Origin of the sequence: Massilia sp. (assembly GCF_046293535.1) — a bacterium.
GTDB lineage: Bacteria > Pseudomonadota > Gammaproteobacteria > Burkholderiales > Burkholderiaceae_D > Telluria.
Genome location: NZ_JBKBOV010000003.1, coordinates 177885 through 197804, shown reverse-complemented (window position 1 = coordinate 197804; position 19920 = coordinate 177885). Strand labels below are relative to the sequence as shown.

Genomic DNA, 19920 nt, shown 5'->3' with positions numbered 1-19920 from the left:
CGCGGCGCTGCCGCGGCGCCGGCCGCGGCCAGCGCCAGCAGGGCGAACGGCGCCCTCACCGTGCGCCCCGCATGGATGCGGACAGGGCCGGCAGCTTGCGCGCCAGCTCCTTGGCCATGATGCCGGAAAAGCGTTCCGCGCCGAGCGGGCCGAGGTGGGTATGGTCGAAGTTGGCGCCGCTACGGGCCAGCTTGTCCGCCTCCTGCGGTCCCATCTCCTGCACGGCCGCCAGCGACAGCGCGTTCAGGTCGACCAGCGGCGTGTGCGTGGCGCGCGCGATCGCGCGCACGGTGGCGGCCCAGGGCGCCAGGTCGTTGTGCACGTAGCCGTTCTTGAAGCTGCGGCGCGTCAGGGGCGTCACCAGCACCGGTTCGCCGCCGAGCGCGCGCGCTTCTTCCACGTAGCGCTGCATGTTGGCGGGGAACTCGGTGACGTAGTCGGTGGAGCGCCCTGGTTTACCCGGCTGGTCGTTATGGCCGAACTGGATCAGCACATAGGTCTTGCGGAAGCCCTCGCCCTTGCGCAGCAGTTCCAGGACCTCGTCCCAGCGCTTCTCGGCCCGGAAGCTCCCGGAGCTGCGGCCGCCGCGCGCCAGGTTGTGGCATGCCGTCTCCGGCGTGAAGCGCGCGCACAGGGCGTCGCCGTAGCCGGTGCTGCTGGCCATGGTGGAGTCGCCAACCAGGATCACGCGGTCGGGCAGGGCGGCAGCGTTGGCGCAGGTGGCGAACAGCAGGGGGAGAATGCAGGCGAGGGAACGGACAGGACGTAACATGGGTCAGACTCCTAAAGGTTCGCCAGATTCTATTTTGGCCTGACCAATTTATCAAGCGGTCAGGCCAGGAGTTTGGCGCACGGGTGCTGTCCTCTAGGAAATACTGGGCATTTAAGACGTCTTGTCATAAGACGTCATACAACATCTCTTGATATATAATTGTCTTATCCCTCATCCCATCCTTATTCACTCCATGGTCCCCATCCAGCGCAAGCCCCGCAACCTCGCACAGGGCGTCGTCGAACAGATCATCAGCAGCATCCGTCAGGGCATCCTCAAGCCCGGCGAGAAACTGCCGACCGAGTCCTCGATGATGGCGCAGCACGGCGTGAGCCGCACCGTGGTGCGCGAGGCCATCTCGCACCTGCAGGCTTCCGGCCTGGTGCAGACCCGCCACGGCATTGGCACTTTCGTGCTGGAGCGTCCGCACGCCGGCCTGGGCATCGACGCCGAAAGCATCCTGACCCTGCGCGACGTGCTGTCGATCCTGGAGCTGCGCATCGGCGTCGAGACCGAAACGGCGGGCCTGGCCGCGGCGCGCCGCACCGACGAGCAGGTGCGGGACCTGGGCGCGGCCCTGGCCGAGATGCATGAGGCGATGGCGGCCGGCAGGTCGGCGGTGGATGCCGACAAGCGCTTCCACTTGCTGATCGCGCAGGCGACCGGCAACCGCTACTTCGAAGACATCCTCACCCAGCTCGGCAATGCGATCATCCCGCGCGCGCGCCTGAACACGGTGGAACTCGAGCAGGACAAGCCGGCCAACTTCAACGAGCGCGTCGGCCGCGAACACGACGACATCTTCCGCGCCATCGAGCGCCGCGATCCGGAGGCCGCACGCGCGGCCATGCGCACCCACCTTTCCAACAGCCGCGAACGGCTGGTGGAGGCGCAGCGCCGGATCGAATCCATGATCGCATAAAAAAAGAGACAGCCGGGGCTTGCGGGCTCATGTTTTAAGTTGTACGATGACATACAACTTAACGCAGTCGCTTTTTTCACCCCGTATTCACATCACTGTCCTGGAGACTCTGCAATGCAAGCACTCGAATTACAAAAAGTCCTGTCGCACGGCCTGCTGTCCTTCCCGATCACCGACTTCGACGCCGAAGGCAACTTCAACCAGGCGGGCTATCGTTCGCGTCTCGAGTGGCTGGCGCCGTATGGCGCGACCGCGCTGTTCGCCGCCGGCGGCACCGGCGAATACTTCTCGCTGCACGGCGAAGAGTACAGCCAGATCGTCAAGACCGCGGTCGACACCTGCGCCGGCACCGGCGTGGCGATCCTGGCAGGCTGCGGCGGCCCGACCCGCACCGCCATCGCCCATGCACAGGAAGCCGAGCGCCAGGGCGCCCAGGGCCTGCTGCTGCTGCCGCACTACCTGACCGAAGCCAGCCAGGATGGCCTGATCGCCCACGTGGAAGCGGTGTGCCGTTCCGTGAAGATCGGCGTCGTGGTCTACAACCGCGCCGCCTGCCGCCTGAGCGCGGACTCGCTGGCCAAGCTGGCCGACCGCTGCCCGAACCTGATCGGCTTCAAGGACGGCATCGGCGACATCGAACTGATGGTCTCGATCTACCGCAAGATGGGCGACCGCTTCAGCTACCTGGGCGGCCTGCCGACCGCGGAAGTGTATGCCGGCGCCTACAAGGCACTGGGCACCCCGGTGTACTCGTCGGCCGTGTTCAACTTCGTGCCGCAGCTGGCGATGGACTTCTACCACGCCACCGCCGCCGGCGACACCGCCACCACCAACCGCCTGCTGGACGAGTTCTTCCTGCCGTACCTGGAGATCCGCAACCGCAAGGCCGGCTACGCGGTCAGCATCGTCAAGGCCGGCGCCCGCCTGGTCGGCCATGGCGCCGGTCCCGTGCGTCCGCCGCTGACCGACCTGACCGCGGAAGAAGACGAGATGCTGCTGGCCCTGATCAAGAAACAAAAGAACCCGGTGTAAGCCATGCAGATTACTGGTGAAATGATCATCGGCAGCCAGCTCGTCCGCGGTAGCGCGGGCGAGGTGAAAGCCTACAACCCGTCCACCCGCGGCGAGTTCGAGCCGGCCTTCGGCCAGGCGACGGGCGCCGACGTGGAACGCGCCTGCGCACTCGCCGCCCAAGCCTTCGACCCGTACCGCGCGCTGCCGCTGGAGCAGCGCGCCCGCTTCCTGGAAGCGGTGGCGGAACAGATCCTGGCCATCGGCGCGCCCCTCATCGAACGCGCCCAGCAGGAAACCGGCCTGCCGCAAGCCCGCCTGGAAGGCGAGCGCATGCGCACCGTGAACCAGCTGCGCCTGTTCGCGAAAGTGGTGCGCGACGGCCGTTTCATCAGCGCGACGATCGACAGCGCGCTGCCGGAACGCAGCCCGCCGCGTCCCGACCTGCGCCTGGCCAAGATCGGCCTCGGCCCGGTCGCGGTCTTCGGCGCCAGTAACTTCCCGCTGGCCTTCTCGGTCGCGGGCGGCGACACCGCGTCCGCACTGGCCGCGGGCTGCCCGGTCATCGTGAAAGCCCACGGTGCCCACCTCGGCACCTCGGAACTGGTCGGCCGCGCCGTCCAGCGCGCCGCGAGCGAGTGCGGCATGCCGGAAGGCGTGTTCTCGATGGTCTTCGGCGACGGCCGCACCATCGGCCAGCAGCTGGTCAGCCATCCGGCCATCAAGGCGGTCGGCTTCACCGGCTCGCGCGGCGGCGGCACCGCGCTGATGCGCAGCGCGGCCGCTCGTCCTGAACCGATCCCGGTCTACGCCGAGATGAGCAGCGTGAACCCGGTGTTCCTGCTCCCTGGCGCGCTGGAAGAGGGTGGCGCCGCGCTGGCGAACGGCTTCGTCGATTCGCTGACCCTGGGCGTCGGCCAGTTCTGCACCAATCCGGGCCTGGTGTTCGCGGTCAAGGGCGCGGCGCTGGATGCGTTCACCGCCGCCGCGACCATCGCGCTGGCAGGCAAGGGCGCCGGCACCATGCTGACCGCCGGCATCCATGAAGCCTACAACAGCGGCATCGCGCGCTTCGGCGCCACCGAGGGCCTGCGCCTGGTCGCCCAGGGCGGCACGGAAGGTATCGGCTGCGCCGCGCAAGCCGCGCTGTACGAGGTCGACGCCGCAGCCTTCATCGGCAACCCGGAACTGCAGGACGAGATCTTCGGACCGGCGGCCCTGATCGTGCGTTTCGACAGCGCCGAGCAGATGCTGCAGGCGGCCGAACAGCTGCACGGCCAGCTGACCGCCACCGTGCACGCCAAGCCGGCCGACCATGCGCTGGCGGCCAGGCTGCTGCCGGTCCTGGAGCGCAAGGCGGGCCGGGTGCTGTTCAACGGCTTCCCGACCGGCGTCGAAGTGTCGCACGCGATGGTCCATGGCGGTCCATTCCCGGCCACCAGCGACAGCCGCAGCACCTCGGTGGGCGCGAGCGCGGTCGACCGTTTCCTGCGTCCGGTGTGCTACCAGAACGTGCCGGAAGGCTTGCTGCCGGAGGCGCTTCGCGACGACAATCCCCTGCGCCTTGCGCGCGTGCTGGATGGAGACTTGAACGTCGCAGAGTAATGTGAGGGGGCGCAAGGTTCGACTTTGCGCCCCCTTTTGAACCGATTGAAGCACCAGCCGGAGGAGACACCGGCTGTTTCGTTTGAAAAGAACTGATCCCATGAATCAGCAAGTCATGAGCCGCAACACGAAGCAGGGCACGCAATCGGCCCCGGAGCTCGCCTCGACGGTAGGCAAGTACCGCTGGACGATCTGCGCCCTGCTGTTCTTCGCCACCACCATCAACTACCTCGACCGCCAGGTCCTGAGCCTGCTGGCGCCGATGCTCACCCAGGAGTTCGGCTGGTCGAACACCGACTACGCCAACATCACGGCAACCTTCCAGTTCGTCTACGCCATCTCGATGCTGTTCGCCGGCCGCGTGATCGACCGCATGGGCACCAAGCGCGCCTTCGTCCTCGCCATCGTCGTATGGTCGATCGGCGCCATCGCGCATGCCTACGCGATCGGTATCGGCAATGCCGTCAACAGCGTGTTCACCACCCTCGGCCTGGCCGCGGTGCCGGTCTCGATCGTTGGCTTCATGGTGGGCCGCGCGGTGCTGGCGATCGGCGAGGCGGGCAACTTCCCGGCCGCGATCAAGGCCACGGCCGAGTACTTCCCCAAGCGCGAGCGCTCCTTCGCCACCGGTATCTTCAATTCCGGCGCCAACGTCGGCGCGATCCTGGCGCCGCTGACGGTGCCGCTGATCGCCGAGTACTATGGCTGGCAGATGGCCTTCATCGCGGTCGGCGCCATCGGCTTCATCTGGATGGGCATCTGGCTCTGGCTGTACGACACGCCGGACCGTCAGAAGCGCCTGAGCCCGGGTGAACTGGCCTACATCAACAGCGACAGCGCACCGGTGGACGCCTCGCCGGCAGCGGCATCGGAAAAACCGAAAGCATCGTGGTTCAAGCTGCTCGCCTACCGCCAGACCTGGGCCTTCGCCTTCGGCAAGTTCATGACCGACGGCGTGTGGTGGTTCTTCCTGTTCTGGCTGCCGAAGTACATGTCGGCGCAGTACGGCCTCACCGGGCCGGAGATGGTCGTACCGCTGGCGGTGCTGTACAGCATGACGATGGTGGGCAGTATCGGCGGCGGCTGGTTGCCGACCTGGTTCATCGACCGCGGCCACAGCATCTACCAGGGCCGCATGCGCGCCATGTTCACCATCGCGCTGTTCCCGCTGGTGGTGCTGCTGGCCCAGCCGCTCGGCTACCTGGGCTTCTGGATCCCGGTGATCCTGATCGGCATCGGCGCCTCGGCGCACCAGGCCTGGTCGGCCAACCTGTTCACCACCGTCTCGGACATGTTCCCGAAACACAGCGTCGGCTCGGTGGTCGGCATCGGCGGCATGGCCGGCGGCCTGGGCGGCGTGCTGCTCACCAAGCTGGGCGGCTGGCTGTTCGACCATTACGGCGCCCAGGGTCACCTGGAAACCGGCTACCTGATCATGTTCTCGATCTGCGCGCTGGCCTACCTGGCTGCCTGGCTGGTGATGAAGGCCCTGGTGCCGGCGCACCGCGAGATCACCGATCTGTAATGGGGACGGGCATGGAGATGCATCGACTCGAGGGCGTGCACTGCGCCACCGGCGAAAGCCCGACCTGGAACGCACTCGAAGGGGCGTGGTACTGGGTCGACATCCCGGCGCGCCGCATCTGGCGCCTGGATCATGCCGCCGGCACGCTGCGCCACTGGGAAGCGCCCGAGATGGTGGCCTGCGTCGCGGCTGCCGACGATGGCAGCCTGGTGGCCGGCATGGAAAGCGGCATCTTTAGCCTGGTGCTCGGCGAGGACGGCAATGATGGGGGCAAAGTCACGGCCACGCGCCTGGCCGCGCCGCCATCTTCCGAGCTGGGCGAGGGAATGCGCTTCAACGACGGACGCTGCGACCGCCAGGGCCGCTTCTGGAGCGGCACCATGTTCATGGACATGGGCGCGGCGCGCGCCGTTGGCGGCCTGTACCGCTACAGCGCGGACGCGGGACTGCACGGCCCGGTGGTGAGCGGCCTGCTGACGCAGAACGGCCTGGCCTGGTCGCCCGACGGGCGCACCATGTACCTGTCGGATTCGCATCCGCAGCGCCGCACCGTGTGGGCCTTCGACTACGACGTCGAGCAGGGCATCCCGCACGACAAGCGCGTCTTTCTCGACCTGGGCGGACAGACCGGCCGCCCGGACGGCGCCGCGGTCGACGTCGACGGCTGCTACTGGACCTGCGCCAACGACGGCGGCGTGGTGCAGCGCTTCACGCCGGACGGGAAGCTGGACCGCGAGATCGCGCTGCCGATGGCCAAGCCCTCGATGTGCGCCTTCGGCGGACCGCGGCTCGATACCATGCTGGTGACCTCGATCGACCCGGGCACGGGCGGCGAGGCCGGTTCGGTCGTGCTGCTGCGCCCTGGCGTGCAGGGCGTGGCGGAAACGCCCTTCGGCGCCAAGCGCGGCTGATTCGACCGCATTTGTCGACATTCTGGCCTCCACGCGCTAACCTGTACGGTTTCGTGTGGAGTGCTGAAAACGTATGCAGGACAAAAGGGAGCTGCCGCCGCTGCCGATCCTGGCGGCGACGCCGGAAGACGCGCTGTCCAGGAAGCGCGCGCAGGAAGAGCGTGACGCCGCGGTGCGCGGCGTCGTCTCGATCGCCGCGATGCGCCAGGCCGTCAAGGACCATGCGCGCGGCCTGCCGGTCCTTTCCGAGGTGCCGCGCGTCAAGCGGCTGGACGCCAAAGCCTTCGCGGCGCGCGCCGCCCAGGGACTCCCCTTCATCATGACCGGCCTGGTCGATCGCTGGCCCCTGTGCAGCCTTACCCCGCTCGAACTGCGCGAACGCTACGGCGTGCTGCCGGTGCGGGCCCGCGTCGGCGACTACATCCGCCAGCCGTTCCGTGCCGACCGCCCGATGCGCGACATGTCCTTGCGCGACTACCTCGACCTCGAACCGGGGCGTATCCACGGGCCGGGCGAGCCGCCGCCCTATGTCGGCAACCTGGAACTGCGCGAGCTGAACCGCCTGTGCCATTGGCCGGCTTACTTTCGCAAGATGGGACCGCCCCGTTTCTGGCTCGGCCCGGTGGGCACGATGACGCCCCTGCATTGCGACTTCGACGACAACATCTTCGCCCAGGTCTGGGGACGCAAGCGCATCTTCCTGGCGCCGCCCCATCACGACGCGTTCCTGTATGCCGACGAAGCCAATCCGGTCCTGTTCGGTTCTCCCGTCGATCCGGAGGCGCCGGACTTCGACACCTATCCGCTGGCGCGCCAGGCGGCCACGGTCGCGTGCGTCGTCGCGCCGGGTGAGCTGCTGTACGTGCCGGCCGGCTGGTTCCACCAGGTGCGTGCGCTGGAATTCTCGCTCTCGTCGAACCGCTGGGCGCGCGGCGTGCCGCTGGCGCTCGGGGCTAATGCACCGTGCGCGCGTACTGGGTGAAAAGCTCGGCGCTGAGCGCGTGCTGGTAAAGGAAGCCCTGGTAGATGTAGCAGCCGGCGTCCGATAAAAACTGGCGCTGGCCCGGCGTCTCCACGCCTTCCGCGATCACCTGCAGGCCCAGGCTCTCGCCCAGGGCGATGATCGAGCGCACGATGGAGGCGTCGTTCTGGTCGGTCAGCACGTCGCGCATGAAGGACTGGTCGATCTTGAGCTGGTCGAGCGGCAGCTTGCGCAGGTAGGCCAGCGACGAGTAGCCGGTGCCGAAATCGTCGAGCGAGAAGCTGATGCCGCGCTGCTTCAGGGTGGCCATGGTGTGCGCGGTGTGGGTGAAGTCGCTCACCACCAGGCTTTCGGTCAGCTCGAGCTTGAGGCTGGACGGCTGCACCCCGGTCTCTTCGAACACCTGCTGCAGCATCGGCACGAAGTCCGGCTCGATGAACTGGCCGGCGCTGACGTTGACCGACATCGTCAGCCCGGCCGTGTCCGGATAGCGCTGCCAGCGCGCCAGTTCGGCGCAGGCGGTGCGCAGCACCCAGCGCCCGATGTCGATGATCAGGCCGCTCTCTTCGGCGGCCTGGATGAACTCGGCCGGATACAGCAGCCGGCCGTCCGGCAGGCGCCAGCGCAGCAGGGCCTCGGCGCCGATCACGCGGCTGCTGCGGTCCAGTTGCGGCTGGTAGTGCAGCACGAACTCGTTGTCGCGCAGCGCGCGCCGCATCGCGCCTTCCAGCTCGGCCCTGGCCGACCATGCGGCCTGCACGGCCGGGTCGTGGAAGCGGTAGGTGTTGCGCCCGCAGGCCTTGGCCTGGTACATCGCGGCGTCGGCCTGGCGCAGCGTCGACTCGACCGTGTCCACGGTGCCGCACAGGGTGGTCACGCCGACGCTGACCGAGACCGAATACATCATGTCGGCCAGCTGGAAGGGCGCCGCCATCGCGGCCACCACCTTGCTGGCCACCGTCTCGGCCTGGGCCGCGGCGCCCTCGCGCGTGTCTTCCACCGGCTGGATCAGGATCACGAACTCGTCGCCGCCCAGGCGCGCCACCATGTCGGCTTCGCGCACGCAGTGTTCGAGGCGGCGCGCCACCGCCTGCAGCAGCATGTCGCCGGCGGCGTGGCCCTGCGAGTCGTTCAGGTATTTGAAGTTGTCGAGGTCGCAGAACATCAGGGCGCCACACTTGCGCGTGCGCGCGCTGCCCAGCAGGGAGCGGCGCAGGTGGTCGAGCAGGCTGGCCCGGTTCGGCAGGTCGGTCAGCGCGTCGAAGAAGGCGAGGCGGTAGATCTTCGCTTCGTTGTGCTTGCGCTCGCTGATGTCGGTGCTGATCACCAGGATCTTCTGCGGCGCGCCGGATTCTCGGTCGGTGGCCAGCAAGGTCCAGCGGGTGTCGGTCTCGATGCAGGCGCCGTCGCGCCGCAGGTGCGACAGTTCGCCGGTCCACTCGCCGTTGGCGAGGGTGTTCTCGTAGGCCGCGTGGTAGGCCGGCAGGTTGTCGCACAGCAGATCGGAGAACTTCTTGCCGCGCGCTTCCTCGGCGCTCCACCCGTAGAGCCGTTCGGCGCCATTGTTCCAGTAGGTGATGCGCGAATTCAGGTCCATCGCGATGATGGCGTCGCGTGCCTGCTGCAGGTAGGACGCCTGTTCCTGCACCAGCAGGTTGGCATTGCGCACCTGGGTGTAGTCGAACAAAAAGCCTTCCAGCACCCGGCCGCCGCCCTGGGGCGGCGCAGCGCCCTGTTCGTACACCCATTTCAGCTCGCCATCGGCGCAGCGGATGCGGTAGGTCAGCTGGAAAGCGCGCCGCTGCTGCAGCGCCAGGGCAATCCCGCGTTCGACCGCCGGGCGGTCGTCCGGATGGATCAGGCTGGCGAAGCTCACGCCGGGGCGCGCCAGGAAAGCGGTGGCAGGATAGCCGGTCAGCCGTTCGACACCGCCGCTGACGAGCTCCATCGTCCAATGGCCGTCGTTGCGGCAACGGTAAGCCGCACCAGGCAGATTCTGGAGCAGCAATTCGAGCGACAAGGCATGGGCATCGCCGACGTGGGCGCTGCCTGTGCGCGTATCCGCGACAGCCGGAGATTGCAGTCCATCTGGAGCGCTCATCGGATCTCTCGACGTGGCTGGGAGTCGAAACGTTTATGCGAAGCTAATTCTTATCGTAACGCAAAAACGTGTCGTATTGACGTCGCGCGATTGAAACTGCGAAGAATATGTTGCAGCAAAGAGCCGCGGATATCAGCCCCAGCTTTCTCGCAGCAGCTCGCGGAAGAGTTCGGACAACAAGGGCCCGGTATCCGGACGTGCGTCGCGTGCGATATGCAGCGTTTCCAGCCGCGCCAGTTCGGACACGATAAAGCGCTGAATCGCCGGCACCTGCGGCGCCAACCCGAGCTCCGGCGCGGCACGCTTGGCGACGAGAAGTTCGCCGATGGCTTGGGCTAGTCCCGGCTCGCTCTCCGCCAGCGGCAGCAGGCGTGCGAATTCGATCGGGGCGGGTGAGCGGTATGCGAGCAGCCAGCGTACCGCGAGCAAGGGGCGCAGGACGTAGAAGTATTTCTTTAAAGGAACGTGCTCGGTTTGCAGATAGCCGCGGAAATTGGTTTTGGCCATGCTCCGGTAGTGGTGCACGCCGCGTTCGACCGAATACACCTGGGGCAGCAGGGCACGGGCTCGAGCGGCAAAGGAGCCCGTCGATTCATAGACCAGGGGCGACTGGATCCACTCGACGAAGCCGGGATTGGAACGCTGGAACAGCCGCAATGCCTTGCGCAGGTCCCAGCCGTTGACGTCCATGTCGTCGACGATGGGATACTCGATCACGTCGCGCTGCTCTTCCAGGCCGACCGATAGATACCATTCGGGGCGGTTCACATAGATGAAGCGCCCGTCGTAGTCGCTGTCGGGAGAGGCGAAGCCCCAGGCGCGGCTGCCGGACTCCACCGCAAGAAGCACCTTGACCTCGTGCTCTGCCTCGGCGTGCCGCAGCCGGCGCCGTATCTCGTCCTGCTTGTCTGCGCTGATCATCGAGGTCCGCGAAGAGGGCCCGCACCGATGCCAGGTGCGGGCGAAGAGACAATCAGAACGCGGCGATGCCGGTCTGTGCACGGCCCAGGATCAGCGCGTGGATGTCGTGGGTGCCTTCGTAGGTGTTGACCACCTCGAGGTTGACCATGTGGCGGACGATGCCGAACTCGTCGGAGATGCCGTTGCCGCCGAGCATGTCACGTGCAACGCGGGCAATATCCAATGCCTTGCCGCAGGAGTTGCGCTTCATGATCGAGGTGATCTCGACGGCGGCGGTGCCTTCGTCCTTCATGCGGCCCAGGCGCAGGCAGCCCTGCAGGCCGAGGGTGATCTCGGTCTGCATGTCGGCCAGCTTCTTCTGCACCAGCTGGTTGGCGGCGAGCGGCTTGCCGAACTGCTTGCGGTCCAGCACGTACTGGCGCGCGGTGTGCCAGCAGTCTTCGGCTGCGCCCAGCGCCCCCCAGGCGATGCCGTAGCGGGCCGAGTTCAGGCAGGTGAACGGACCTTTCAGGCCGCGCACGTCGGGGAAGGCGTTCTCTTCCGGACAGAACACTTCGTCCATGACGATCTCGCCGGTGACCGAGGCGCGCAGGCCGAACTTGCCGTGGATCGCCGGCGCGGACAGGCCTTTCCAGCCCTTTTCCAGCACGAAGCCGCGGATCGCGCCTTCGTCGTCCTTGGCCCAGACCACGAACACGTCGGCGACCGGCGAGTTGGTGATCCACATCTTGGAGCCGCTCAAGCTATAGCCGCCCTCGACCTTGCGGGCGCGGGTGACCATCGAGGCCGGGTCGGAGCCGTGGTTCGGCTCGGTCAGGCCGAAGCAGCCGATCCATTCGCCGGTAGCCAGCTTCGGCAGGTATTTCTGTTTGGTTTCCTCATTGCCGAATTCGTAGATCGGCACCATCACCAGCGAGGACTGCACGCTCATCATCGAGCGGTAGCCGGAATCGACCCGCTCGACTTCGCGTGCGATCAGGCCGTAGGAGACATAGTTGAGGCCCGGGCCGCCGTATTGTTCCGGGATGGTCGGGCCGAGCAGGCCGAGTTCGCCCATTTCGCGGAAGATCTCCGCGTCCATGCGCTCGTGGCGGAAGGCCTCGAGGATGCGTGGCTTCAGCTTGTCCTGGCAATAGCTCGCCGCGGCCTCGCGCACCATGCGTTCCTCGTCGGTGAGCTGGCTGTTCAGCAGCAGGGGGTCGTCCCAGTGGAAGGCGGCTTTGCGGGGCGAATCGGAATGGCTCATGGTAGTCCTGTCTCGATAGGGTTTTTTCTCACGAAAACGAAGCGCACACCCGTCCCTGGGCCGCGCCATAGCCTGACCATTATAGGAATGACGCAGCGCCGCATCTTTTGAATCTGCGACAGGCATTTTCATTTTTGCCCGATCGGCAATGATGGGCTGGCAATGCGCTGTAGAGCGCCTTACAAAACCCCGAGGGCAAGACGATGCAGCGCAGCCATCGGGGGAATTGTTGGGCGCTCTTAGCCGGTGGCGCCGAAGCGGCCGCCGTGGAACAGCAGCGCCGGCTGCGGGTGCACGGCGCATTCCTCGACTTCGCCCACGAAGATGACGTGATCGCCCTCCGGATAGCGGCTGCGGTTGTGGCATTCGAACCAGGCCGAGACGCCTTTCAGGATCGGCAGGCCGGTGCGCGACAGTTCATACTCGACGCCCACGAAGGGATCGTCGGTGCCGCGGCGCGAAAAGCGCAGCGCCAGGTCCTGCTGGCCCGCGGCCAGCACGTTGATGACGTAATGCGAGTTGCCGCTGAAGATGGGCATGCTGTTGGCGCCGGCGCCCAGGCTCCACAGGACGAGCGGGGGCTCGAGCGAGACCGAGTTGAAGGAACTGGCGGTCAGCCCGCGGAAAGAGCCGTCGGCAAGGCGCGTGGTGATGACGGTGACACCGGTGGCGAATTGCGACAGGGCTTGGCGAAAGTGCGCCGAATCGAAACCGCGTGTGGTGGCGCGGGGAGAGCGTGTATTCATTGGACCGCCATTATGCCACTGTCGGGCGGTCCACCGGGTTCTGATCCCGAGTGCACTGCACGAAAGTGCGCTTTGCGTTACATTAAGAACTATCGAATCTGACGAAATAGCAAAGGTGCATGCGATGAGCGAACAAAGCGGGAGCGAGGTAGCCATCCTGGGTGGCGGATGCTTCTGGTGCCTGGAGGCGGTGTACCTGGAGGCGCGCGGCGTGACGCGCGTGGAATCGGGCTACATGGGCGGCCACGTCGACCAGCCCAGCTACGAACAAGTGTGCGCAGGCACGACCGGCCATGCCGAAGTGGTACGGCTCGAGTTCGATCCGGCGGTGATCAGCTACCGCGACATCCTCGAGATTTTCTTCACGATCCACGACCCGACCACGCCTGACCGCCAGGGAAACGATGTCGGCCCGCAATACCGCTCGGTGATCTTCACCACCTCGCTGGAGCAGGAGGCGACGGCGCGCAAGGTGATGGCCGAAATGGCGGCGGTATGGGATGCGCCGATCGTGACCCAGCTGCTGCCCCAGGAGACCTGGTACAAGGCCGAGGACTATCACCAGAATTACTTTGCGCAGCACCCGCTGCAGGGATATTGCGCCTTCGTCGTGGCGCCGAAGGTGGCGAAGTTCCGCAAGACCTTCAGCGAGCGGCTCAAGTAGCGTACATGTACCTGCGCGACCACGGCAATTGGTCGACCTCTCCGTCGGCCTTGCCGCACACGATCTGGTACAGGCTGATCCTCCCGTGCGCGAAGGCGTAGGCGCAACCGGCCAGGTAGACGTGCCAGATCCGGAAGCGTTTCTCGTCCGTCAGCGTCCGGATGTGTTCGGCATTGCTTTCGAAATTGTCGGTCCAGATCGCGCAGGTCTTCGCGTAGTGGCGCCGCAGGTTTTCCACGTCGCGCACCTCCAGCCCGCCTTCCTGCATCGCCCGCACCACCGTGGCCAGGTGGGCCAGTTCGCCGTGCGGGAACACGTACTGGTCGATGAATTCGCCGCCGCCGTAGGGTGTGGCGCCGTTGTCGACGTTGGTGGTCGTGATGCCGTGGTTCATCACCACGCCGCCCGGGGCCAGCAGCCGGTTCACGCGTGAGAAATATTCCGGCAGGTGCTGCACGCCGACGTGCTCGAACATGCCCACGCTGGTGATGCGCTCGAAACTGCCGTCGACGTCGCGGTAGTCCTGCAGGCGGATCTCGACCTGGCCCTGCAATCCGGCCCGTTCGACCCGCTCGCGCGCAAGCCGGGCCTGGTTTTCGGAGAGCGTGACGCCGACGCAGCGGGCGCCGAAGGCCTGGGCCGCGCGCAGCACCAGCGCGCCCCAGCCGCAGCCGATGTCGAGGAGGCGCTGTCCGGGCCGCAGGTCGATCTTGCGCAGGATGTGGTCGATTTTCTTCTGCTGCGCGGTAGCCAGGTCTTCATCGCCGTTCTCGAAGTAGGCGCAGGAATACACCATGGCCGGGTCGAGCCAGGCCGCATAGAAGTCGTTGGAAACGTCGTAGTGGTAGCGGATCGCTTCGGCGTCGGTCTCGCGCGTATGCGGGACCGCGCGGCGCAGCATGTCGCCGAGGCGGCTGCGGCCCTGGTCGAGGCTGGCCGCCAGGGCGTTGCCGACGTTGATGATGTCGGCCGCCCGTCCCTTGATGTCGATCGCGCCCTCGACATAGGCGCGCCCGAGGTTGTACAGCGATGGGGAGCGCAGGTAGCGCAGGGCGGAGCGGTCGGGCACGCGGATGGTCACGCGCGCGGGTTCGGAGGAGAACTCGAGCTGGCGGCCATCCCACAGTTCCACCCGCAAGGGCAGGGACAGCTTGTCACGCAGGCCTGCATTCCAGGCCGACAACACCATCTGCTCGAACATGGTCCACCTCCGGCATGAGCGGCCGGCGTGCCGCGCACAGGAAGACCTTGCGCTGCGGCCGGCTAGGGCTGTAAACGCAGGCGGGTCCAGCTGCCGTCTTCCTGCCGCTCGTAGACGATGCGGTCGTGGAAGCGGGAGCGGCGCCCCTGCCAGAATTCCAGGCGCTCGGGCACGAGGCGGAAACCGCCCCAGTTGTCCGGACGCGCAGGATCGTCACCGGCTTGCCGTGCCACGGCTTCGTAATTCTGTTCCAGCTCGGCACGGCTGCCGATCGGAGCGCTTTGACGGGAGGCAATGGCCGACAAACGGCTCTTGAGCGGCCGGCTGCGGAAATACCGGTCGCTTTCCTCGCTCGAGGTGCGCTCTACTCGTCCTTCGATGCGAACCTGACGTTCGAGTTCGCTCCAAAAGAACAACAAAGCCGCGTATTGATTATCCTCTAACTCTTGGCCCTTGCGACTGTCGTAGTTGGTGTACCAGGTGAAGCCGCGTTCGTCGAATTGCTTGACCAGCACGATGCGCGAACTGGGGCGGCCGTTGGCTGCCACCGTGGCCACCGACATCGCGTTCGGCTCGTTCACCTCGGCCTTCAGCGCCTGCTCGAACCACTGCGTGAACTGGAGCATCGGATCGTCCATCACCTCGTGCTCGTTCAGGCTGGCCTGACCGTAGTCCTTGCGCAGGTCGGCGACGGCCTGGCCGATGGCGGGGGAGGGCGCGGCCGCGCCTTGTCCGATCCCGCGGCGCGCCTGCATCGCCCGGCCCAGCTGCGCCATCTGTTCCGGGCCGAACAGGCGCAGGGCCATCGGCGCCATCGTGCTTTCCTCGCGTTCCATGTGGGCCGAATAGCGCTGGCTGAAGCGCTGCACCGCGCTGGCCGACAGCACCAGTGACTGGCCTTCGGCAATGGCGGTCAGTTGCTCGTGCAAATCCTGCCAGAGCGCGTCCATGTCCTTGTGATCCTGCAGGATCACCGGCGCCAGCGCCTGCAGGGTGGCGGCATCGTCGCCTTGCGCCACGGCGCGCAGCATCGGGATCAGGTCCTGTTCCTCGTCGTCGTGGTGCAGGTGGGCCGCCTTCTCGAAGTATTTCAGCACCGCTGCCGCGGCCTGGCGCGCCTGGTCGTCGGCGCCGAATTCCGGCAGGTGGGCGAGCAGCTTGTCGAGGGTCGCCAACTGCTTGCGGATGCGGTCATGGCAATGCTTGAGGACGGCGATCGGCTGGTCGAAATCGGGAGCGGTGTCGTGGAGGTTCAGGGTCATGGGGCGTTTTGTTGACACACGAGAAGAATTTGATTGACTAGAAGCTATTTTAGTGCAGATGCGCAATCGAGGTCCGTTAAAATGGCGGGATGAACCTGACCGATACCCCTGCTCTCGCAGCTACCCTGGACGACGAAGTCGACTTTGCGCGCCGCTTCGGCGGGATTGCGCGCCTCTACGGCGAGCGTGCGCTCGAACGCTTCCGTGCGGCGCACGTTTGCGTGATCGGCGTTGGCGGTGTCGGCTCCTGGATCGTCGAGGCGCTGGCGCGCAGCGCCGTCGGCCACCTGACCCTGATCGACCTCGACAACGTGGCCGAATCGAACATCAACCGCCAGCTCCAGGCGCTCACGTCGACCATCGGCATGCCGAAGATCGAGGCGCTCAAGGAGCGCATCGCGCAGATCAATCCGTTTTGCAAGGTGACCCTGGTCGAGGACTTCATCGACCCGGAAAACATCGAGACGATGATCGCCGGTAAAGGTTTCGATTACGTGGTCGACGCTATCGACGGCGTCAAGTCGAAGGCGGCCCTGATCGCTTACTGCAGCGCCGAGAAGCTGCCCCTGGTGGTGATCGGCGGCGCCGGCGGCCAGCTGGATCCGACGAAGATCGAAGTGCGCGACCTGGCCCGCACCGAGCAGGAACCGCTGCTGAAGAAAGTGCGCAAGATCCTGCGCGCCCAGTACGGCTTCGCCAAGGGCGAAAAGAACAAGTACCACATCGATGCCGTGTTCTCGATGGAGCCGCTGCGCTATCCCGATGCCGGCGACGCCTGTGCCATCGATGCGAACAGCATCACCGGCCTGAACTGCGCCGGCTTCGGCTCGAGCATGGTGGTCACGGCCACCTTCGGCATGGTGGCGGCCGGCCACCTGCTGCGCAAGCTGGCCGATGCGGCGAATGCCGAACCGGTGGACGCGCTTGAGCCTGTTGCTCACGCGCAAACTGTGCAAGCGGAAGCGGCCTTGCTATCATAGGATCAGTTATTGATCACTTTGATGGAAGAACCCCTATGATCCGTCGTACCGTATTTGCCGCGCTGGTGCTGGCCGCAGCAGGCGCCACCGCCCAGGACAGCGCCACCCAGCAGCAGGACGCGTCCAAGCCCAGCACCCAGCCTGCGCCCGAGCAGCAGACCGTCCCGCAGGCGACCCAGCCGCAGACGGTGCAGCCGCAGTCGGAAGCCGTCGTTCCGGCCGCGCCCACCCCGCAGGTCGAGATCATCGACCGCGTGGTCGGCAAGGGCAAGGAAGCCAGCGTCGGCAGCAAGGTGCAGGTCCACTACACCGGCTGGCTGCACAAGCCGCTCGCGCCCAAGCAGCGCGGCAAGAAGTTCGACTCCTCGCTCGACCGCGGCGACCCGCTCGAGTTCCAGCTCGGCGCCGGCATGGTCATCAAGGGCTGGGACCAGGGTGTGCAGGGCATGAAGGTGGGCGGCAAGCGCACCCTGATCATCCCGAGCGCGCTGGCCTACGGCAAGCGCGGCGCTGGCGGCATGATCCCGCCCGACGCCGACCTGATCTTCGACGTGGAACTGGTGAACGTGAAGTAAGTCAAATCCAAACATCGGGAGACCGGCAATGCGCATCGCGAACGACGTTACTGAACTGATCGGCAACACCCCCCTCGTACGAATCCGCAGGCTGGCCCCGAACGGTGGCGCCGAGATCCTCGGCAAGCTGGAATACCACAACCCGGCGCACAGCGTGAAGGACCGCATCGGCCTGGCCATGATCGAGGCCGCCGAGCGGGCCGGCATGATCAAGCCCGATACCGTCATCGTCGAACCCACCAGCGGCAATACCGGTATCGCGCTGGCGATGGTGTGCGCCGCGCGCGGCTACCGCTGCAAGCTGGTGATGCCCGAAACCATGAGCAACGAGCGGCGCATGCTGCTGCGCGCCTATGGGGCCGAACTGGTGCTCACGCCGGGCAGCGAAGGCATGCTGGGCGCGATCCGCCGCGCCGAGGAACTGGTCGCCTCCGATCCGAACTGCTTCATGCCGCAACAGTTCAACAATCCGGCCAACCCGGAAATCCACCGCAACACCACCGCCGAGGAAATCTGGCGCGACACCGACGGCCGGGTCGACATCCTGGTGGCCGGCGTCGGCACCGGCGGCACCATCACCGGCGTGAGCGAAGTCATCAAGGCGCGCAAGCCCGGCTTCCAGGCCATCGCCGTGGAGCCGGAAGCCTCGCCCATGCTGTCGAAAGGGAGCAAGGGGCCGCACCCGATCCAGGGCATCGGCGCCGGCTTCGTGCCGGCGGTGCTCAACACCGGCATCTACGACGAGGTGATCACCGTGAAGAACGAGGATGCCTTCGAGACGGCGCGCGCCGCGGCGCGCGAAGAGGGCCTGCTGGTGGGGATTTCCTCGGGCGCCGCCTTGTGGGCGGCGGTGCAGGTGGCGCAGCGGCCGGAGAACGCCGGGAAGCTGATCGTGACCATCATTCCCTCGTTCGGCGAGCGCTACCTGAGTACGGCGTTGTACGCCAATCTGGCGGGCTGAATGCAGGCGTTCTCACTGCGCTTTGGAATGGGGTTCCCGCCTTCGCGGGAACGACGGTCTTGAGGATACGGGTGGCGCTTGGCACCAGCTTGATCCACCAGGCTTGAAACCGTCATTCCCGCGCAGGCGGGAATCCAGGTTCGATTAGTGCGCATGGGCGTGGTCATGATCATGACCATGACCATGACCATGATGATCTCCCAGCGCACAACCATGCTGCGTCGTCCCTTCCTCCACCTGCAGCGTGCAGTGGTGGATGCCGAAGTCGTGGCGCAGCTTGTCCACCATTTCGTCCAGCACCCGGTCCCCCGGGTATCCGCCCGGCATCACCACGTGCGCCGTCAGCGCGTTCTCGGTCGTGCTCATCGCCCAGATGTGCAGGTCGTGCACTTCCTTCACCCCCGGCTGGCTGCTCAGGAAGCCGTGCACCGCGCCCGCATCGATACCGGGCGGCACCGCCGCCATCGACAGCTGCACCGATTCGCGCAGCAGCGACCAGGTGCCCAGCACGATCACGACCACGATCGCCAGGCTCACCGCCGGGTCGACCCAGGTCCAGCCGGTGCCCATGATGAGCAGGCCCGAGATCACCACGCCCAGCGACAGCGCGGCATCGGCCGCCATGTGCAGGTAGGCGCCGCGCAGGTTCAGGTCGCCCTTGCTGCCGGCCATGAACAGCCAGGCCGAGAAGCCGTTGATCACCACGCCGATCGCCGCCACGATCGATACCGTCATGCCTTGCACCGGCGCCGGTTCGGTGAAGCGCTGCACCGCTTCCCAGGCGATGGCGCCGCAGGCCACCATCAGGAGCAGGCCGTTGGCCAGCGCCGCCAGGATCGAGGAGCCGCGCAGGCCGTAGGTGTAGCGGCCCTTGGGCGTGCTCTTGGCCAGCACCGCCGCGCCCCAGGCCAGCATCAGGCCGAGCACGTCGGACAGGTTGTGGCCGGCGTCCGCCATCAGCGCGGTGGAATGGGCGATGAAACCGTAGATGAATTCGATGGCCACGAACAGCGTATTGATGCCGATCGCCAGCGCGAAGGCGCGGCCGTGCCCGGCCGGATCCGGCATGTGGTGATGGTGGTGGCCGAAACCGTGATGGTGGCCGTGATCGTGGCCATGCCCGTGGTCGTGGTGGTCGTGCTTGTGGGTGGTGCTCATGCGTCCATTCCGTTGGCTGGTTCGGCAATGTGCTCGAACATGTTGGCGAGCAGGCTGCTGATGTGCGCATCGGCCGCCGAATAGAAGACCTGCTTGCCCTGGCGCTCGGCCTTGACGATGCGGGCCGCGCGCAGCAGGCGCAGGTGGTGGCTGACCAGCGAACTGGACAAGTCGAGCGAGGCGGCGATGTCGCCCACCGCGGTCGGCTGCGCCAGGCAGGCCAGCACGATGCGCAGGCGGGTGGCGTCGCCGAGCAGGTGGAACAGGTCGGCCAGTTCCTCGACGGCGCCGGCGGCGTGTGCGAATTCGGGAATCGTGTTCATATTCAACATGTGAAGATTTGTTCACATGTTAGGTGAAAATGCCGCGCCGGACAA

At 66.3% G+C, this 19920-nt stretch carries 19 protein-coding genes; 10 read left to right on the top strand and 9 right to left on the bottom strand.

Annotated elements, in window-relative coordinates:
- Positions 1-55 precede the first annotated feature (55 nt).
- Positions 56-772, bottom strand: coding sequence for a rhamnogalacturonan acetylesterase (locus ACK4S9_RS03355; protein ID WP_409721413.1), 717 nt, complete (start codon positions 770-772; stop codon positions 56-58).
- 193 nt (positions 773-965) lie between these two features.
- On the opposite strand from ACK4S9_RS03355, the gene ACK4S9_RS03350 reads away from it, so the two are divergent.
- The 6 genes from ACK4S9_RS03350 to ACK4S9_RS03325 all read left to right on the top strand — a co-directional run bounded on the left by ACK4S9_RS03350 (position 966) and on the right by ACK4S9_RS03325 (position 7728).
- Complete coding sequence (locus ACK4S9_RS03350; RefSeq protein WP_409721411.1) at positions 966-1694, top strand: FadR/GntR family transcriptional regulator; 729 nt, start codon at positions 966-968, stop codon at positions 1692-1694.
- A gap of 114 nt (positions 1695-1808) precedes the next feature.
- On the top strand, positions 1809-2726 hold the full coding sequence (gene kdgD / locus ACK4S9_RS03345) for a 5-dehydro-4-deoxyglucarate dehydratase (protein ID WP_409721408.1): 918 nt from the start codon (positions 1809-1811) through the stop codon (positions 2724-2726).
- A gap of 3 nt (positions 2727-2729) precedes the next feature.
- The gene (locus ACK4S9_RS03340; protein ID WP_409721405.1) at positions 2730-4310 is read left to right on the top strand and encodes an aldehyde dehydrogenase (NADP(+)); all 1581 of its coding nucleotides are present in this window, start codon (positions 2730-2732) and stop codon (positions 4308-4310) included.
- Between the two features lie 100 nt (positions 4311-4410).
- On the top strand, positions 4411-5835 hold the full coding sequence (locus ACK4S9_RS03335; RefSeq protein WP_409721402.1) for an MFS transporter: 1425 nt from the start codon (positions 4411-4413) through the stop codon (positions 5833-5835).
- Between the two features lie 17 nt (positions 5836-5852).
- A complete protein-coding gene (locus ACK4S9_RS03330) occupies positions 5853-6746 on the top strand; it encodes an SMP-30/gluconolactonase/LRE family protein (RefSeq protein ID WP_409721431.1) in 894 nt (297 codons plus the stop codon).
- Positions 6747-6819: 73 nt separating this feature from the next.
- Positions 6820-7728, top strand: a complete 909-nt coding sequence (locus tag ACK4S9_RS03325; RefSeq protein ID WP_409721400.1) for a cupin-like domain-containing protein — start codon at positions 6820-6822, stop codon at positions 7726-7728.
- On the opposite strand, the gene ACK4S9_RS03320 is transcribed toward ACK4S9_RS03325, so the two are convergent.
- The 4 genes from ACK4S9_RS03320 to ACK4S9_RS03305 form a co-directional block, all read right to left on the bottom strand.
- Entirely contained in the window at positions 7700-9829 is a 2130-nt protein-coding gene (locus ACK4S9_RS03320) for a putative bifunctional diguanylate cyclase/phosphodiesterase (RefSeq protein ID WP_409721397.1), read from the bottom strand. The genes ACK4S9_RS03325 and ACK4S9_RS03320 overlap by 29 nt on opposite strands.
- Before the next feature lie 132 nt (positions 9830-9961).
- A complete protein-coding gene (locus tag ACK4S9_RS03315; protein ID WP_409721394.1) occupies positions 9962-10750 on the bottom strand; it encodes a DNA polymerase beta superfamily protein in 789 nt (262 codons plus the stop codon).
- 52 nt (positions 10751-10802) lie between these two features.
- On the bottom strand, positions 10803-11996 hold the full coding sequence (locus tag ACK4S9_RS03310) for an acyl-CoA dehydrogenase (protein WP_409721391.1): 1194 nt from the start codon (positions 11994-11996) through the stop codon (positions 10803-10805).
- 239 nt (positions 11997-12235) lie between these two features.
- Complete coding sequence (locus ACK4S9_RS03305) at positions 12236-12742, bottom strand: flavin reductase family protein (RefSeq protein ID WP_409721388.1); 507 nt, start codon at positions 12740-12742, stop codon at positions 12236-12238.
- A 124-nt stretch (positions 12743-12866) separates the two neighbouring features.
- On the opposite strand from ACK4S9_RS03305, the gene msrA reads away from it, so the two are divergent.
- Positions 12867-13406 (top strand): peptide-methionine (S)-S-oxide reductase MsrA, encoded by a 540-nt coding sequence (msrA, locus tag ACK4S9_RS03300; RefSeq protein WP_409721385.1) that lies wholly within the window; start codon positions 12867-12869, stop codon positions 13404-13406.
- Here the strand turns inward: msrA and ACK4S9_RS03295 are convergent.
- On the bottom strand, positions 13399-14607 hold the full coding sequence (locus tag ACK4S9_RS03295) for a class I SAM-dependent methyltransferase (protein ID WP_409721382.1): 1209 nt from the start codon (positions 14605-14607) through the stop codon (positions 13399-13401). The genes msrA and ACK4S9_RS03295 overlap by 8 nt on opposite strands.
- Before the next feature lie 62 nt (positions 14608-14669).
- The gene (pdxH, locus tag ACK4S9_RS03290; protein WP_409721379.1) at positions 14670-15869 is read right to left on the bottom strand and encodes a pyridoxamine 5'-phosphate oxidase; all 1200 of its coding nucleotides are present in this window, start codon (positions 15867-15869) and stop codon (positions 14670-14672) included.
- 89 nt (positions 15870-15958) lie between these two features.
- On the opposite strand from pdxH, the gene tcdA reads away from it, so the two are divergent.
- From tcdA to cysK, 3 genes are read left to right on the top strand one after another with little or no spacing between them, the layout of a single operon-like run.
- On the top strand, positions 15959-16849 hold the full coding sequence (gene tcdA, locus ACK4S9_RS03285) for a tRNA cyclic N6-threonylcarbamoyladenosine(37) synthase TcdA (protein ID WP_409721376.1): 891 nt from the start codon (positions 15959-15961) through the stop codon (positions 16847-16849).
- A 35-nt stretch (positions 16850-16884) separates the two neighbouring features.
- Positions 16885-17424 (top strand): FKBP-type peptidyl-prolyl cis-trans isomerase, encoded by a 540-nt coding sequence (locus tag ACK4S9_RS03280; RefSeq protein ID WP_409721373.1) that lies wholly within the window; start codon positions 16885-16887, stop codon positions 17422-17424.
- Between the two features lie 28 nt (positions 17425-17452).
- On the top strand, positions 17453-18385 hold the full coding sequence (gene cysK / locus ACK4S9_RS03275; protein WP_409721370.1) for a cysteine synthase A: 933 nt from the start codon (positions 17453-17455) through the stop codon (positions 18383-18385).
- A gap of 144 nt (positions 18386-18529) precedes the next feature.
- Here cysK and ACK4S9_RS03270 read toward each other — a convergent pair whose 3' ends face one another.
- Positions 18530-19543 (bottom strand): cation diffusion facilitator family transporter, encoded by a 1014-nt coding sequence (locus ACK4S9_RS03270; RefSeq protein ID WP_409721367.1) that lies wholly within the window; start codon positions 19541-19543, stop codon positions 18530-18532.
- Positions 19540-19866 (bottom strand): ArsR/SmtB family transcription factor, encoded by a 327-nt coding sequence (locus ACK4S9_RS03265; protein WP_409721429.1) that lies wholly within the window; start codon positions 19864-19866, stop codon positions 19540-19542. Before ACK4S9_RS03265 ends, ACK4S9_RS03270 begins: the two co-directional genes overlap by 4 nt.
- Positions 19867-19920 lie beyond the last annotated feature (54 nt).

Coding starts and splice junctions, on each gene's coding strand:
- tcdA (WP_409721376.1), top strand. CDS start 15,959: ATGAACCTGACCGATACCCCTGCTCTCGCAGCTACCCTGGACGACGAA.
- ACK4S9_RS03265 (WP_409721429.1), bottom strand. CDS start 19,866: ATGAACACGATTCCCGAATTCGCACACGCCGCCGGCGCCGTCGAGGAA.
- ACK4S9_RS03305 (WP_409721388.1), bottom strand. CDS start 12,742: ATGAATACACGCTCTCCCCGCGCCACCACACGCGGTTTCGATTCGGCG.
- ACK4S9_RS03350 (WP_409721411.1), top strand. CDS start 966: ATGGTCCCCATCCAGCGCAAGCCCCGCAACCTCGCACAGGGCGTCGTC.
- ACK4S9_RS03355 (WP_409721413.1), bottom strand. CDS start 772: ATGTTACGTCCTGTCCGTTCCCTCGCCTGCATTCTCCCCCTGCTGTTC.
- ACK4S9_RS03320 (WP_409721397.1), bottom strand. CDS start 9,829: ATGAGCGCTCCAGATGGACTGCAATCTCCGGCTGTCGCGGATACGCGC.
- ACK4S9_RS03335 (WP_409721402.1), top strand. CDS start 4,411: ATGAATCAGCAAGTCATGAGCCGCAACACGAAGCAGGGCACGCAATCG.
- ACK4S9_RS03330 (WP_409721431.1), top strand. CDS start 5,853: ATGCATCGACTCGAGGGCGTGCACTGCGCCACCGGCGAAAGCCCGACC.
- ACK4S9_RS03280 (WP_409721373.1), top strand. CDS start 16,885: ATGATCCGTCGTACCGTATTTGCCGCGCTGGTGCTGGCCGCAGCAGGC.
- ACK4S9_RS03325 (WP_409721400.1), top strand. CDS start 6,820: ATGCAGGACAAAAGGGAGCTGCCGCCGCTGCCGATCCTGGCGGCGACG.
- ACK4S9_RS03315 (WP_409721394.1), bottom strand. CDS start 10,750: ATGATCAGCGCAGACAAGCAGGACGAGATACGGCGCCGGCTGCGGCAC.
- ACK4S9_RS03340 (WP_409721405.1), top strand. CDS start 2,730: ATGCAGATTACTGGTGAAATGATCATCGGCAGCCAGCTCGTCCGCGGT.
- ACK4S9_RS03295 (WP_409721382.1), bottom strand. CDS start 14,607: ATGTTCGAGCAGATGGTGTTGTCGGCCTGGAATGCAGGCCTGCGTGAC.
- ACK4S9_RS03270 (WP_409721367.1), bottom strand. CDS start 19,543: ATGAGCACCACCCACAAGCACGACCACCACGACCACGGGCATGGCCAC.
- cysK (WP_409721370.1), top strand. CDS start 17,453: ATGCGCATCGCGAACGACGTTACTGAACTGATCGGCAACACCCCCCTC.
- msrA (WP_409721385.1), top strand. CDS start 12,867: ATGAGCGAACAAAGCGGGAGCGAGGTAGCCATCCTGGGTGGCGGATGC.
- pdxH (WP_409721379.1), bottom strand. CDS start 15,869: ATGACCCTGAACCTCCACGACACCGCTCCCGATTTCGACCAGCCGATC.
- ACK4S9_RS03310 (WP_409721391.1), bottom strand. CDS start 11,996: ATGAGCCATTCCGATTCGCCCCGCAAAGCCGCCTTCCACTGGGACGAC.
- kdgD (WP_409721408.1), top strand. CDS start 1,809: ATGCAAGCACTCGAATTACAAAAAGTCCTGTCGCACGGCCTGCTGTCC.